Origin of the sequence: Psychromonas sp. MME2 (genome assembly GCF_040566515.1) — a bacterium.
Classification (GTDB): Bacteria; Pseudomonadota; Gammaproteobacteria; order Enterobacterales; family Psychromonadaceae; genus Psychromonas.
Genome location: NZ_JBEWXI010000012.1, coordinates 90,267 through 105,875, shown reverse-complemented (window position 1 = coordinate 105,875; position 15,609 = coordinate 90,267). Strand labels below are relative to the sequence as shown.

Genomic DNA, 15,609 nt, shown 5'->3' with positions numbered 1-15,609 from the left:
CTTATTTCCTATGAAAGACCATCTTCGGCAGAACGATTATTGTCAACTTGATCAACAAAACGATACAAGTAACGGGGTCCGCCAGCTTTAGGCCCCGTACCAGAAAGCCCTTGCCCACCAAAAGGTTGTACACCAACCGCAGCGCCAACTTGATCGCGATTAATATAACAATTACCGACTCTAGCTCGTTTGGCAATCGACAAATAACGTTTTTCATTGCGACTGTGTATGCCAATAGTCAAGCCAAAACCTGTACCATTTATTTGATCGATTACCTTATCTAGCTGCGCTGAGTTAAAACGAATAACATGTAAGACGGGCCCAAAATTTTCAGCTTGTAATTGTCCTAAATTATCAATTTCGATAGCCGTTGGAGCAACAAAATTCCCATCTAAGCAACTGTCATCTAATATCCCGGTAGCGATTAATTTATGATTATCATTACAAAGACTTGCAATATGCGAAAGTAATTTAGCTTTCGCCCTGCTATCAATAACAGGACCGATATCAGTGCTATGTAAATAAGGTAAACCAACCTTTAACTCTTGCATTGAACCTTTAATCAAGGTGATAACACGCTCAGCTATCTCTTCCTGAATGAATAGAACACGTAATGCAGAGCAGCGCTGCCCGGCAGAAGCAAAGGCCGAGCGAATAACATCTCTTACCACTTGTTCAGGTAAAGCTGTACTGTCCACTATCATCGCATTTTGCCCCCCTGTTTCAGCAATAAAAGTAAACTCAGCACTACCACGCGCGGCTAAAGCGCGATTTATTGCTTGTGCGGTTATCGTTGAACCTGTAAAAACCACACCAGATACTCTCAAATCGCTCGTTAGAATAGATCCAACCTCACTACCAACTCCGGGTAATAAATGAATTGCTTTTTCAGGAACCCCTGCGGCAAGTATAAGCTCTACGGCACGCGCAGCGATTAGTGACGTTTGCTCAGCAGGTTTAGCTAAAACCGTATTTCCCGCAACTAAAGCGGCACTAATTTGCCCAATAAAAATTGCAAGCGGAAAATTCCAGGGGCTGATACAGACAAACACCCCTTTTCCCTCCATTTTGACTTGCCTTTTTATACCATCATAACCAATAACCGTGCCAATAGACTCAAAGTGGTGTATCGCTTGTTTGGCATAGTAACGACAAAAATCAACTGCTTCGCGTACCTCATCAATACTATCTTGTATCGTTTTACCCGCTTCTTTATGACACAAAGCGATCAATTCTGGCATGTGTATTTCTAGTAATCAGCCAATACCAATAGGCAGTTTGCCCGCTCTACAACCGTTTTTTGTTGCCATTGATAACGATATTGATAAGCGCTATGCAGCGCTTTTTCAACAATGCAAGGATTCGCAAACTGTACTCTGCCAACCTCAACATTACGGTCATAGGGAGCATAAATAGTATGGTGATCCTGTAACTGATCATCACATGGGTAATACTTACGACCATCGACAATCGCACCAGAATGCCAATAAGAGTCTATAAAAACGTCAACACAACACTGTAAAGAACGGGCCTGATCATTAATATGAATATTAATAGAGTGCGAATTTTTACGATCAGAGAAAATATTGGGAGGCAATGCAATTAAGCCATTATGTAATGTTGGCCGTTGCATTAATATATCGGCAGGATGTTTTGTTAATTCATCAATAGGGCAGTTAGCATCAACAAGTCGATGCACAAAAGAGCTATTAGCACCATTTTCTAATAAACGCCTAACCAAATAGGGTAATAAATCTTTATGGCTACCGACTGGCGCATAAATACGGACAGGAATATTGAGCAAAAAAACAACTTGTTTATATAAAGCTTCCCCCATCCCATGCAAACGCTGAAACTCAAATTTTTTATGCTTTGCAATCAATGAAATTGCAGCAACCGTATGCGCATTATGAGTCGCAAACTGAGGGTAAATAAGACCTTTGATATGGTCACTTAACAAAAATCTAGCACATGCTAAATAAGAAACATCCGTGCCTTCTTTGCGTGTATAAACAGGGTATGCATCATAACCATGCTGCTGTGATAACTTTATCTCACTATCCCAATATGCCCCCTTTACCAAGCGCACAGGGATACAATCACCCTGCTGCTTGGCCAGTGCAGCCAGCCAAGCCAAAACTGCTAAGGCACGTTTACTATAAGCTTGAATAACGACACCTAATTTTCCCCAGCCGCGACATAGTGGATGCCGATATAATTGTTCAAATAGAAGTAATGACAACTCTAGACGGTCAGCTTCTTCAGCATCGATGGTTACTGCAACACCAACTGACCTAGCATGTTTAACCAGCAATAGAACCGTATCAAATAGCTCTTTTAATATATTATCCTTATTAGTAAATTCATAACGGGGATGTAAAGCAGATAATTTAATGGAAACTGTTGCTGCATTACATTTATTGGCAAGGTTAAGTTGATTTTGCCCAATGGATTCGATAGCTGACATGTATGAATCAAAGTAATGGCGAGCATCACTCCGCGTTAATGCAGATTCACCTAACATATCGTAGGAGTAACTAAAACCTTGGTTCGTGAAATACTCGCTCTTTTTTTGCGCCTCCTCTATGTTTCTACCTAGTACAAATTGTTGTCCCATTATTTTCATCGCTTGATAAATAGCTTGACGTATTACAGGCTCAGACATTTTATGTATCAAACGGTTAATAACATGTCCGACATCTCCGTCGTGTGTCACGTCAATACGAGAAATTTTCCCCGTTATTAACAATCCCCAGGTGGATGCATTAACAAAAATAGAGTCTGAGTGCTTTAAATGTGATTGCCAATCGGCTGAACCTAGTTTATCTCTAATCAACTCATCGGCAGTGGCTGAATCAGGAATACGCATAAGTGCTTCAGCAAGGCACATTAATTGAATACCCTCTTGAGTATCTAAGCTATATTCAAGTAACACTGCATCAATCATATGTATTGCTTTTTTATCCGCTCTTACGCGAGAAATAATATCTTTTGCCACTAATTTAGTTTGTGCATTTTTAAATGGATCTTCTGTGACAACAGATAAAAGTTCAGACATCCAAGCGGACTCGTCAATCATATAAAGCGCTGATATATATGACCAGAGCTGAGGCATTGGCCGTTCGATAAAAGCTGAAGAAATGCAATGTAAGGCATTAAAAGGAACCATGTGAAAACCTTATAGTTAAGAATAAACTGGTGAGGTAAAACTTTAAGTCTGCAATAAAATGCACCATCGGAAATCAATCATCTGATTTTTTATCGCCAATCGCTATTTTCATTAGCCTAGCAAAACAACAGAGTAACACGTAAAAAAGAACTATAAATTATCACTGCTATGGAGAATAGCTCATAGAAATAAGAGTATCTTACTGTTGTTCTATGAGAAAGGTCTAAAAAACAAACAAAAAAGCTTTACTCCGATAACACTAAATTTTTGTGGGCAGGGCATATACCAATCCCTGTAATTTTGAAATCTAGTTAGGGGGGGGGGGTCAAGGAAACAAGATGCAACTAAGTACCATCAGCGCAGCTGCGTTTCACTTCTGAGTTCGGAATGGGAAGGAGAGCAAGGTCCGTTAGTCCAGTGGACTAACGCAACCTTATACCAATTCCGATAAATAGCTGATCTATTTTACTGGTTAAAACAACTTACTGCTGCGTTGTAATTTTCGCAAAGGGAATAACCATTTACGTCAAATTACGCCTTAAATTAAGCTGATTTTCCTACGCAAAATTTAGATCACATACTTACCGGAGTTGGTATTACTTGACGTTGATGGGCCACTTTTATCATCTCTAAAAAGCAAAAAAGCCCTGATATTTCTATCAGGGCTTCTTCTAAATAGGTGTCTAGCAATGGAAAGTCGTCGCAGAGCACCGAAGCTCGTGACACATCGCTATCGCGATACTCGCCCTACTCTCGAGCAGGTCATCCTCGTCAGTACCCTAAAAAGAAAAAATCCCTGCTGACATCGTCAACAGGGATTTTTCGTTTATTAGGCGCTTGGCGATGACCTACTCTCACATGGGGAGACCCCACACTACCATCGGCGCAGCTGCGTTTCACTTCTGAGTTCGGAATGGGATCAGGTGGGACCACAGCGCTATGTTCGCCAAGCTAAAAAGTTAATTAGAAAAGCTGTCTATTATTCTTTAATCTTGCAAGTTGTAAAATATGTTGTCGCAAACGTACTTTTTCTTGGTTACATCAACACGTCTTAGGTGTTGTATGGTTAAGCCTCACGGGTAATTAGTACAAGTTAGCTCAATACGTTACCGCACTTACACACCTTGCCTATCAACGTTGTAGTCTCCAACGGCCCTTCAGGGGACTTAAAGTCCCAGTGAGAACTCATCTTGAGGCTCGCTTCCCGCTTAGATGCTTTCAGCGGTTATCGATTCCGAACGTAGCTACTGGGCAATGCCATTGGCATGACAACCCAAACACCAGCGGTTCGTCCACTCCGGTCCTCTCGTACTAGGAGCAGCTCCTCTCAATTCTCAAACGCCCACGGCAGATAGGGACCGAACTGTCTCACGACGTTCTAAACCCAGCTCGCGTACCACTTTAAATGGCGAACAGCCATACCCTTGGGACCGACTTCAGCCCCAGGATGTGATGAGCCGACATCGAGGTGCCAAACACCGCCGTCGATATGAACTCTTGGGCGGTATCAGCCTGTTATCCCCGGAGTACCTTTTATCCGTTGAGCGATGGCCCTTCCATTCAGAACCACCGGATCACTATGACCTACTTTCGTACCTGCTCGACGTGTCTGTCTCGCAGTTAAGCTGGCTTATACCATTGTACTAACCTCACGATGTCCGACCGTGATTAGCCAACCTTCGTACTCCTCCGTTACTCTTTGGGAGGAGACCGCCCCAGTCAAACTACCCACCAAACAATGTCCCAAACCCCGATTCAGGGGCCATGGTTAGAACTCAAAACATACAAGGGTGGTATTTCAAGGTTGGCTCCACGTCATCTGGCGACAACGCTTCATAGCCTCCCACCTATCCTACACATGTAGGCTCTAAGTTCACTGCTAAGCTGTAGTAAAGGTTCACGGGGTCTTTCCGTCTAGCCGCGGGTACACTGCATCTTCACAGCGATTTCAACTTCACTGAGTCTCGGGTGGAGACAGCATGGCCATCATTACGCCATTCGTGCAGGTCGGAACTTACCCGACAAGGAATTTCGCTACCTTAGGACCGTTATAGTTACGGCCGCCGTTTACCGGGGCTTCGATCAAGAGCTTCGACCTAAGTCTAACCCCATCAATTAACCTTCCGGCACCGGGCAGGCGTCACACCGTATACGTCATCTTGCGATTTAGCACAGTGCTGTGTTTTTAATAAACAGTTGCAGCCATCTGGTATCTTCGGCCGCCAATAGCTCCATCCGCAAGGGACTTCACCGTCAGCGGCGTACCTTCTCCCGAAGTTACGGTACCATTTTGCCTAGTTCCTTCACCCGAGTTCTCTCAAGCGCCTTGGTATTCTCTACCTGACCACCTGTGTCGGTTTGGGGTACGATCCTTATATTTCTGAAGCTTAGAGACTTTTCCTGGAAGCATGGCATCAATGACTTCATCACCTTAGTGACTCGACATCGTATCTCAGTGTTAAGAAAACCCGGATTTACCTAAGTCTTCCACCTACATACTTGAACCTGGACAACCATCGCCAGGCCCACCTAGCCTTCTCCGTCCTCCCATCGCAAAATATAAGGGTACGGGAATATTAACCCGTTTCCCATCGACTACGCCTTTCGGCCTCGCCTTAGGGGTCGACTCACCCTGCCCCGATTAACGTTGGACAGGAACCCTTGGTCTTCCGGCGGGGAGGTTTTTCACCCCCCTTATCGTTACTCATGTCAACATTCGCACTTCTGATACCTCCAGGATGCCTTACAGCTTTCCCTTCGACGGCTTACAGAACGCTCCTCTACCATGCCTATAAATAAGCATCCGCAGCTTCGGTGATATGTTTAGCCCCGTTAAATCTTCCGCGCAGGCCGACTCGACTAGTGAGCTATTACGCTTTCTTTAAAAGATGGCTGCTTCTAAGCCAACTTCCTAGCTGTCTAAGCCTTCCCACATCGTTTCCCACTTAACATATACTTTGGGACCTTAGCTGGCGGTCTGGGTTGTTTCCCTTTCCACGACGGACGTTAGCACCCGCCGTGTGTCTCCCGTGATTGCACTTGTTGGTATTCGGAGTTTGCATGGGGTTGGTAAGTCGGGATGACCCCCTAGCCCAAACAGTGCTCTACCCCCAACAGTGATACACGAGGCGCTACCTAAATAGCTTTCGAGGAGAACCAGCTATCTCTTGGTTTGATTGGCCTTTCACCCCCAGCCACAAGTCATCCCCTAATTTTTCAACATTAGTGGGTTCGGTCCTCCAGTTGATGTTACTCAACCTTCAACCTGCTCATGGCTAGATCACCAAGTTTCGGGTCTAATCCCAGCAACTATTCGCCCAGTTAAGACTCGGTTTCCCTACGGCTCCCCTATACGGTTAACCTTGCTACTGAAATTAAGTCGTTGACCCATTATACAAAAGGTACGCAGTCACCGAACTAAGTCGGCTCCTACTGCTTGTACGTACACGGTTTCAGGTTCTATTTCACTCCCCTCACAGGGGTTCTTTTCGCCTTTCCCTCACGGTACTGGTTCACTATCGGTCAATTAGGAGTATTTAGCCTTGGAGGATGGTCCCCCCATATTCAAACAGGATTTCTCGTGTCCCGTCTTACTCGTTTTCACTGTAAAGAAGTTGTCATATACGGGACTATCACCCTGTATCGTCGGACTTTCCAGACCATTCTACTAACTTCTAAACAGCTTAAGGGCTGTTCCAATTTCGCTCGCCGCTACTTTCGGAATCTCGGTTGATTTCTTTTCCTAAGGGTACTTAGATGTTTCAGTTCCCCTCGTTCGCTTCGTTAAGCTATGTATTCACTTAACGATGACACTAAGTGCCGGGTTGCCCCATTCGGAAATTCCAGGATATAACGCTTGTTATCAACTCCCCTGGACTTATCGCAGATTACCACGTCCTTCATCGCCTCTAATTGCCTAGGCATCCACCGTGCACGCTTATTCACTTAACCATACAACACCTAAAAAGTGTCACGCAGTGACGCGTTTTAGGTATTGTTCCCAACAAGAGATTGACGTCTTTTTGTCAATGTCTGAGTGGGCAACACCATTTGGCATCACTACTTAATACTGATTTTTGTTTTGTATGTCGTTTCCAAGACGCTTGCGATTTCTCATATTTTACAATACAAAAAACAACATTCGTTTTTCGTGCACCTATCAATCATAAGATTGAGTAGATACGTACTGTTCACATTTCACTACGTGAAAAATGAACTTTTATTTTTGCTTGATTACAATGATTAATAAATTAATCATTGAGAACAATTTCGTTTCGTTTAAACATATTGATATCTATATCCATACGTTCAAACAGAACTTTATCAGCTTTCCTAATTGTTAAAGAGCAGTGTTAAAAAACACTTTATAAGCATTAAAACTTAATGTTTATAAAGTGACTTTCACTTAAAACGTAAACTCAGTTCCTACCAATGGATGGTTAAAAAGATTGAATATCTTTTTTATCGTAGTGGTATCCCCAAGGGGATTTGAACCCCTGTTACCGCCGTGAAAGGGCGGTGTCCTAGGCCTCTAGACGATGGGGACATAGAACTTCTGCACTTCTTCAGTCTAATCAAACAATCTGTGTGAGCACTCATTATTGTGAATTTCTTTACGTAAGGAGGTGATCCAGCCCCAGGTTCCCCTAGGGCTACCTTGTTACGACTTCACCCCAGTCATGAACCACACCGTGGTCATCGCCATCCCGAAGGTTAAGCTAATGACTTCTGGTGCAGCCCACTCCCATGGTGTGACGGGCGGTGTGTACAAGGCCCGGGAACGTATTCACCGTGGCATTCTGATCCACGATTACTAGCGATTCCAACTTCACGGAGTCGAGTTGCAGACTCCGATCCGGACTACGACAAACTTTATGAGATTCGCATACCCTCGCAGGTTAGCAACCCTTTGTATTTGCCATTGTAGCACGTGTGTAGCCCATCCCGTAAGGGCCATGATGACTTGACGTCGTCCCCACCTTCCTCCGGTTTATCACCTGCAGTCTCCCTAGAGTTCCCGGCTTGACCCGCTGGCAAATAAGGATAGGGGTTGCGCTCGTTGCGGGACTTAACCCAACATTTCACAACACGAGCTGACGACAGCCATGCAGCACCTGTCTCAGAGTTCCCGAAGGCACTCATCAATCTCTTGGTGATTCTCTGGATGTCAAGGGATGGTAAGGTTCTTCGCGTTGCATCGAATTAAACCACATGCTCCACCGCTTGTGCGGGCCCCCGTCAATTCATTTGAGTTTTAACCTTGCGGCCGTACTCCCCAGGCGGTCTATTTAATGCGTTAGCTTTGAAACCCACGGCATATAGCCACAAACTTCTAATAGACATCGTTTACTGCGTGGACTACCGGGGTATCTAATCCCGTTTGCTCCCCACGCCTTCGCGCCTCAGTGTCAGTCTCTGTCCAGGTGGCCGCCTTCGCCACTGGTATTCCTTCAGATCTCTACGCATTTCACCGCTACACCTGAAATTCTACCACCCTCTACAAAACTCTAGTTAACCAGTTTCAAATGCAGTTCCAAGGTTGAGCCCTGGGCTTTCACATCTGACTTAATTAACCACCTACGCGCGCTTTACGCCCAGTAATTCCGATTAACGCTCGCACCCTCCGTATTACCGCGGCTGCTGGCACGGAGTTAGCCGTGCTTCTTCTGCGAGTAACGTCACAGATACAGGGTATTAACCTGCACCCTTTCCTCCTCGCTGAAAGTGCTTTACAACCCGAAAGCCTTCTTCACACACGCGGCATGGCTGCATCAGGGTTTCCCCCATTGTGCAATATTCCCCACTGCTGCCTCCCGTAGGAGTCTGGACCGTGTCTCAGTTCCAGTGTGGCTGGTCATCCTCTAAGACCAGCTAGGGATCGTCGCCTTGGTAGGCCTTTACCCTACCAACTAGCTAATCCCACTTGGGCTCATCTTGTCGCGATAGCTTATAAATAGAGGCCACCTTTGGTCAAAAGACATTATGCGGTATTAGCAGTCGTTTCCAACTGTTGTCCCCCACAACAAGGTAAATTCCCAAGCATTACTCACCCGTCCGCCACTCGTCAGCAAAATAGCAAGCTATTCTCTGTTACCGTTCGACTTGCATGTGTTAAGCCTGCCGCCAGCGTTCAATCTGAGCCATGATCAAACTCTTCAATTTAAAGTTTAATTAGGTTATTTTCTACGAAGTAGAATTTAACCAAGCTCAATATTACTGACTAAAACTAAGTACCGAAGTACTTGTTATTCTGAATTAATCACCAAATATAAATATTTGGCCTGTTAATCATTGAAAGATAAATCTTTCAATGTAAATGAATTAATTCGTGTGTCACTTCTATTGATGTTACCTAAACAAGTTAGGTGTAACTTTCTGCAAGCAGAAGCGTTACTTTTTGATTATTTGAAATCACATCAACAATAAGTGCCCACACAGATTGTTTGATTAAATTGTTAAAGAGCGCGCCTTGCGGCGAGGTGCGTATATTACGCGCCTTTCGAACAATGTCAACGTCTTATTTTACATTTCTTACGAAGCGATAAATGCGTTTGTTTTATTCTCAAACTGGTTGCTAACTTGCGTTACGCCCCGTGTCTGTGGATGCGCATTATAGGGATTCAGATCACATTGGCAAGCATTTATTGACAGATTATTCCAAACAAGCAATCGTTTGTAGAATTACCAACCAATATGCTGTTTTTTTAGCTGTAAACCAAATGACCAACCTCTATTTTCAATATCTATTGGGCACAAAAAAGGAGCTTTCGCTCCTGATTTAATTACATTTACTACTTTTATTTATTTTTCATAAAGACATAAATAAGCAGTTTGCACCGTTACTTGTACATCAAAACTAGAATTTGCTTCAACCGGGAATGTTTCACCTGCATTATAAGTAACCCAATCATCACTACCTGCAAGTTTAATTGTCAAACTTCCACTTACAACAGTCATATACTCCTTAGCCCCAGTGTTAAAAGTATATTCGCCTATTTCCATAACCCCTACCGTTGCTGGCAGCGTTTCAGTTTGGAAAGCAATTGATGCCACATTGCCATCAAAGTATTCATTTGTTTTAAAGCTCATTCTTATTTCCTTACAATTATGCGTTAATCCACTTTGTGATTATGAATAATATTATTTAAAACTCAAGCAGTTAATCTATACAGAAAACTCTACTTGCATTAATTCAATTGTCTCTTGCGCTTCCATCCATTGCATTTCAGCTTCTTCTAATGCTTGTTTTACTTCAGCTTGTGATTTTAACAACTCGGTTAATCGAGCTTTCTCTGACTGTTCATATAAACCCGCATCGGATAGCTGCTCTTCTATTGTTTGCAGCTGTAGTGAGTATGTCTCCATTAATTTTTCAGCTTCATTCAACTGTTTTTTAAAAGGCGTTAATTTCTTTCTAAACTCTGCATCTAACCTTTTTTGTTCTCTACGGTTGATATTTACTGAGCTTTCTTTATCACTTACTGTTTCATTTGATTGTTTTTCGATGCGTTGTTGCTCTGATAGCCATTTATGATAATCATCGAGATCGCCAATAAAAGGCTCAACTTTTTGGTCGTGCACTAAATATAAATCATCCGTCGTTGTTCGTAAAAGATGTCGATCATGTGACACAATGACCATTGCGCCTTCAAATTCTTGTAATGCCATAGTCAAGGCATGACGCATTTCTAGATCGAGATGGTTGGTCGGTTCATCGAGCAATAATAAATTAGGCTTTTGCCATACTAATAATGCCAACACTAATCGCGCCTTTTCTCCACCAGAAAATGGGGCAACCTTTTCTAGCGCTTTATCTCCCTGAAAACCAAAACGCCCTAAGAAATTACGCAATGGTAACTCTTTTTCTTCTGGCGCTAATCGAGCTAAATGTTGTAGTGGTGATTCATCTAATCGTAAAAACTCTAATTGATGTTGGGCAAAATAACCAATTTTAGCATTAGGATTGATCTCTATTTCACCAGACTTGGGCATTAGTTGATTAGAAAGCAGCTTAATTAATGTCGATTTCCCTGCACCGTTTCGGCCTAATAATCCGATACGACTCCCCGGCACCAAGTTTAGCTTTATTTCATCTAAAATTAATTTATCATCATACCCCGCAGATACTTTCTCCAATGTTAATAAAGGCATCGGTAAGGCATCGGGTTTTTTAAACGAAAAACTAAATTGACTATCAATATGAGCCGGTAATAGTTGCTCCATTTTTTCTAATGCTTTTATACGGCTTTGTGCTTGCTTTGCTTTACTCGCTTTGTATCTAAATCGATCAATATAACTTTGCATATGCTGCATTTGTGTTTGCTGCTTTTCGAAAGTCGCTTGTTGCTGCGCTAATTTTTCAGCTCTTTGGCGTTCAAAACTACTGTAATTACCCGTGTATTCATGTAATTGATTTTGTTCTATATGAATAATTTTATCGACGATACTATCAATAAAATCTCGGTCATGAGAGATAAGTATTAATGTTCCAGAATATTGTTTCAGCCACTTTTCCAACCAAATTACCGCATCTAAATCTAAATGGTTAGTTGGTTCATCCAGTAGTAGAAGATCTGAAGGGCATAATAATGCTTGAGCTAAGTTTAAACGCATGCGCCAACCGCCAGAAAAATCACTCACTGAACGGCGTTGCGCCTGTTCAGAAAACCCGAGTCCCGCCAATAATTCAGCCGCACGAGATTCAATACTATAACCACCTGCATTATCAAGTTGTATGTGTAATTCTGCAATCAACGTACCGTCATTTTTATCTTCTGCTATTGTCAATTTCTTCTGTAATTCACGGAAATGTACATCGCCATCAATAACATACTGTAATGCATTCTCATCTAATGCCGGGGTTTCTTGAGCAACACTCGCAAGTCGCCAATGTTGCGGAATGGTTAAGTCGCCACTATCTACATGGGTCTGTTTCTTCAATAGCGTAAAAAAACTCGATTTACCACACCCATTGGCTCCCACTAATCCCACTTTTTGACGTGGGTTGATTGTTGCACTAGCATCTTTGAGTAGTGGTTTTCCGCCACGTATAAATTCAATATTACTTGCCACAATCATAGTTAAAACTCTCAATCGGTATTAAAAAATAGGCGGAGATAATAGCCGATTTTGTAAACTTGAGCTATAGCCACTGTTAATCTATCCCATATTTGCTTAGCATTAATCATCATAAATTTAATAGAATCTTAGAATGACGCTATCTAAAACTAAAAAACGCTTTATTGCAGGAGCAAACTGTCCAGAGTGTAACAAACTTGACACTATTGCGCTGACATTAGAAAATGCCATTGAAAAGCTAACTTGTGTGCATTGTGGCTATACACAAACACAAACACCCAAACAAGCAACGAGCGCAACCCGCCAATTTGAACAGATGATCGGAATATTCAATCCATCTGATAAATAACCTATAATAGAGTGAGAAATAGAATGAAAGTAAAAAATGATTTAGTGGTTGCAATCCATTTTGGTGTTGCTGAAGTTGACGGACACGCACTTGATAGCACAGAAAATGGCGCACCACTTGAATTCATCCAAGGCACACATTATTTAGTACCTGGATTAGAAGCAGAGCTTGAAGGCAAAGCTGTTGGCGATAAATTTGATGTTACCTTACAACCAGAGCAAGCCTACGGCGTTTTCCGTGAAGATTTAGTACAACAGGTACCACGCTCTTTATTTGAAGGTGTCGATGAAATTCAAGTCGGTATGACATTCCACGCAGAAACAGATCAAGGCACCCGCACCGTTGAAGTGACTGCTGTAGACGCGGAAAATGTTAGTATTGATGCTAATCACCCATTAGCAGGCATGACGCTACAATTTGTTGGTGAAGTCGTGTCCATCCGCGAAGCTACGGCTGAAGAGTTGGCACATGGCCATATCCATCAAGCTGGCAGCTCTTGCGGTGGGCATGGGCATGACCACGATTCTGACCATGAATGTTGTGGTGGTGACAAAAGCAAGCATGCAGATGGTGATGAATGCTGTGGTGGGCACGGACATGAAACAAAAAAAGAAAAATCGCCTGATGGATGCTGCGGTGGTTGCCACTAGAGCCTTGCATTAATTAACCCCCTTCAAGTGGCTTTTATATAAAGCCACTTACACGCAAACTTTTTGCTCAGCCTATACAGCACATCAATACTCTTTTAATTAAAATTCTCATTATTTCTCCTTTTTATTATTCTTTAGTCTAACTTATTAAATAATTAGCTAAAAATATTAATTATCAGCTTTAAAAAAAATGAATTTCATACATACTTAGATATTTTCTAACTTCAACAAAATGGCATTTATTGATATGTATTTATTACTAAGGAATATAATTATGAAAAGGATATTATTAGCAACGCTGCTACTGCTTTTTGGGCATACCTCCTTTGCAACCTCAACTTATGATTTTCCATTTAAAGATCCTTTCAAAGCAACAGTATACGGAACACCTACTGAATATAAGGCGGAACTTTCTGCTGATATCAATCGAGAAGATTTAACGGTTGATATCCTTCCGGATAGAAAAGTGCCCGAGGTATTCTGGTATCACGAAGAATTTAAGTATTCAGTTGTCCATCAAGATCACCCTGCCCCCCTTATTTTTTCTATTGCAGGCACAGGGGCTAAATATAACGACAGTAAGCTGAAACAGCTCGAAAAAACCTTCTTTCAAGCTGGTTATAATGTGATATCTATTAGTTCACCGACTCATGCTAGTTTTATTGTTGGCGCTTCAGTCGATCAGTTCCCTGGTTACTTAGATAATGATGCCAAAGAACTCTATAACGTAATGCAAAAAACAGTCGCAGACGCACAAAACAAGCTCGGTGATAAGTTACAAATTACGGATTACTACTTAACGGGTTACAGCCTTGGTGGTGCACATTCCGCTTTTATTAGCAAACTAGATGAAGAGGAAAAGATATTCAACTTTAAAAAAGTGTTTATTGTTAACCCTCCCGTTAGTTTATATCGCTCAGTACAAATACTTGATGGATTTGTAGATAACGTTGGTACGGAACAAATTAAAGATACGGTTAATAGCATCTTTAGTCGTGTCGGAGATTCTGTTTCTCATGCAGACCATGTTGAACTAACCACTGATTTCCTCTATCAAATGTTTGTTGCGGCAAAGGTTAGTGATCAAGAGCTATCTGAATTAATAGGCTTAGCATTTCGCCTTAGTTCAACAGATATGATCTTTGCCATTGATGTTATGAAGAATATCGGTGCCATTACTTATAAAAATCATACTATTGATAAATTTGAGTCTATTAGCCCAGCATTTGCTCGCGGCGCTCAACTTGGTTTTCTGACCTATTTTGAAAAAGGCATGTTGCCTTATTACAAGGCTGAAGATACAACACTGAACAAGCAAATAATGATAGATAGATTAAGCCTAGAAAGCATTGCTGATTATCTTAGTTCATCAAATAAAATAGCAATGGTGACCAATGCTGATGACATCATTTTAGCCGAAGGTGATTTATCTTTTTTAGTAAAAACGTTTGGAGATAGAGGGAAAGTTTTCCCTTATGGTGGTCACTGTGGAAACATGGATGAAAAAGTTTGGGTTGAACATATGCTGGCGTTTTTCGCCTCAGACCTATAAGTAGGGAGATGACACATGACACATAAATCATATATACATAACATAATTTTCTTTTTTGCTGCATTAATATTAACAGCTTGTAGCTCAACACCTGTTCTTGAAAAAGACGCTGTTGAACCTACTGTATCATTACCCAAAGATATCCCAGATAACGGCATTTCCAAAAACAACAATCCATGGGAAGGATTCAATCGCCATATGTATTACTTCAATGCTAAAGCGGATCAGTATGTTATCTTACCTGTTGTTAATGGTTATCAGTGGGTAACACCAGAAATTGTGCAAGACGGCGTCACTAACTTCTTCAGTAATCTAGGTGAAATTAACACCTTTTTTAACTCGGTATTACAACTTAAAGGAGAAAGGGCATTAGTTACAACCTGCCTGTTACAAATACGACTATTGGTGTATTAGGACTTTGGGATCCCGCAACACGCATGGGAATGTATAAAGAGAAGGAAGATTTTGGTCAAACGCTTGGTCACTGGGGAGTTGGCAGTGGTCCTTATGTAGTTTTACCGCTTCTTGGTCCATCAAGTGTACGTGATGCGAGTGGGATTGTTGTAGATTCATTTGTCACTAGCGCTGCAATTGACCAACTTGATATGAAATGGGAAGAGGTGTTAGCACTTAATTTATTAAGAGCCATTGATACGCGTAAAAACATCGCATTCCGTTATTACGGTTCAGGCTCGGCATTTGAATATGAGTTAATTCGTTTCTTATACCTAAGAAAACGTGAAATAGAAGTTAAACGCTAAGCGAATTCAATAACTTAATTTAATGAAAATAGGCGGTTATATAACCGCCT

The 15,609-nt window shown here is 41.9% G+C and carries 7 protein-coding genes, 1 tRNA gene, 3 rRNA genes and 1 pseudogene; 5 read left to right on the top strand and 7 right to left on the bottom strand.

Features of this window, described 5'->3' with window-relative positions:
• Nucleotides 1–8: 8 nt before the first annotated feature.
• The 7 genes and pseudogenes from putA to AB1A03_RS10720 form a co-directional block, all read right to left on the bottom strand.
• Nucleotides 9–3,169 (bottom strand): annotated as a pseudogene (putA, locus tag AB1A03_RS17365) (bifunctional proline dehydrogenase/L-glutamate gamma-semialdehyde dehydrogenase PutA).
• Between the two features lie 835 nt (nt 3,170–4,004).
• Nucleotides 4,005–4,120, bottom strand: a 5S ribosomal RNA gene (gene rrf, locus AB1A03_RS10745).
• 111 nt (nt 4,121–4,231) lie between these two features.
• Nucleotides 4,232–7,120, bottom strand: a 23S ribosomal RNA gene (locus tag AB1A03_RS10740).
• A 519-nt stretch (nt 7,121–7,639) separates the two neighbouring features.
• A tRNA-Glu gene (locus tag AB1A03_RS10735) sits at nt 7,640–7,715 on the bottom strand.
• A gap of 72 nt (nt 7,716–7,787) precedes the next feature.
• Nucleotides 7,788–9,331, bottom strand: a 16S ribosomal RNA gene (locus AB1A03_RS10730).
• The 16S, 23S and 5S rRNA genes sit together here with 1 tRNA gene alongside, the layout of an rRNA operon.
• A 639-nt stretch (nt 9,332–9,970) precedes the next feature.
• Nucleotides 9,971–10,258, bottom strand: a complete 288-nt coding sequence (gene ppnP / locus AB1A03_RS10725) for a pyrimidine/purine nucleoside phosphorylase (protein WP_354624652.1) — start codon at nt 10,256–10,258, stop codon at nt 9,971–9,973.
• Nucleotides 10,259–10,333: 75 nt separating this feature from the next.
• Nucleotides 10,334–12,247, bottom strand: a complete 1,914-nt coding sequence (locus AB1A03_RS10720; RefSeq protein ID WP_354624651.1) for an ABC transporter ATP-binding protein — start codon at nt 12,245–12,247, stop codon at nt 10,334–10,336.
• A 133-nt stretch (nt 12,248–12,380) separates the two neighbouring features.
• Here AB1A03_RS10720 and AB1A03_RS10715 point away from each other — a divergent pair, with 133 nt between their 5' ends.
• The 5 genes from AB1A03_RS10715 to AB1A03_RS10695 all read left to right on the top strand — a co-directional run bounded on the left by AB1A03_RS10715 (nt 12,381) and on the right by AB1A03_RS10695 (nt 15,559).
• On the top strand, nt 12,381–12,596 hold the full coding sequence (locus tag AB1A03_RS10715; protein ID WP_354624650.1) for a YheV family putative zinc ribbon protein: 216 nt from the start codon (nt 12,381–12,383) through the stop codon (nt 12,594–12,596).
• A gap of 23 nt (nt 12,597–12,619) precedes the next feature.
• Nucleotides 12,620–13,246 carry a peptidylprolyl isomerase gene (gene slyD / locus AB1A03_RS10710; RefSeq protein WP_354624649.1) on the top strand — a complete coding sequence of 209 codons (627 nt, stop codon included), beginning with the start codon at nt 12,620–12,622 and terminating at the stop codon, nt 13,244–13,246.
• Between the two features lie 274 nt (nt 13,247–13,520).
• Nucleotides 13,521–14,798, top strand: a complete 1,278-nt coding sequence (locus AB1A03_RS10705; RefSeq protein ID WP_354624648.1) for a hypothetical protein — start codon at nt 13,521–13,523, stop codon at nt 14,796–14,798.
• A 15-nt stretch (nt 14,799–14,813) separates the two neighbouring features.
• Nucleotides 14,814–15,212 carry an MlaA family lipoprotein gene (locus AB1A03_RS10700; protein WP_354624647.1) on the top strand — a complete coding sequence of 133 codons (399 nt, stop codon included), beginning with the start codon at nt 14,814–14,816 and terminating at the stop codon, nt 15,210–15,212.
• A 23-nt stretch (nt 15,213–15,235) separates the two neighbouring features.
• Complete coding sequence (locus tag AB1A03_RS10695) at nt 15,236–15,559, top strand: MlaA family lipoprotein (protein WP_354624646.1); 324 nt, start codon at nt 15,236–15,238, stop codon at nt 15,557–15,559.
• Nucleotides 15,560–15,609: the final 50 nt, after the last annotated feature.

Coding starts and splice junctions, on each gene's coding strand:
- ppnP (WP_354624652.1), bottom strand. CDS start 10,258: ATGAGCTTTAAAACAAATGAATACTTTGATGGCAATGTGGCATCAATT.
- slyD (WP_354624649.1), top strand. CDS start 12,620: ATGAAAGTAAAAAATGATTTAGTGGTTGCAATCCATTTTGGTGTTGCT.
- AB1A03_RS10700 (WP_354624647.1), top strand. CDS start 14,814: ATGACACATAAATCATATATACATAACATAATTTTCTTTTTTGCTGCA.
- AB1A03_RS10705 (WP_354624648.1), top strand. CDS start 13,521: ATGAAAAGGATATTATTAGCAACGCTGCTACTGCTTTTTGGGCATACC.
- AB1A03_RS10720 (WP_354624651.1), bottom strand. CDS start 12,247: ATGATTGTGGCAAGTAATATTGAATTTATACGTGGCGGAAAACCACTA.
- AB1A03_RS10695 (WP_354624646.1), top strand. CDS start 15,236: ATGGGAATGTATAAAGAGAAGGAAGATTTTGGTCAAACGCTTGGTCAC.
- AB1A03_RS10715 (WP_354624650.1), top strand. CDS start 12,381: ATGACGCTATCTAAAACTAAAAAACGCTTTATTGCAGGAGCAAACTGT.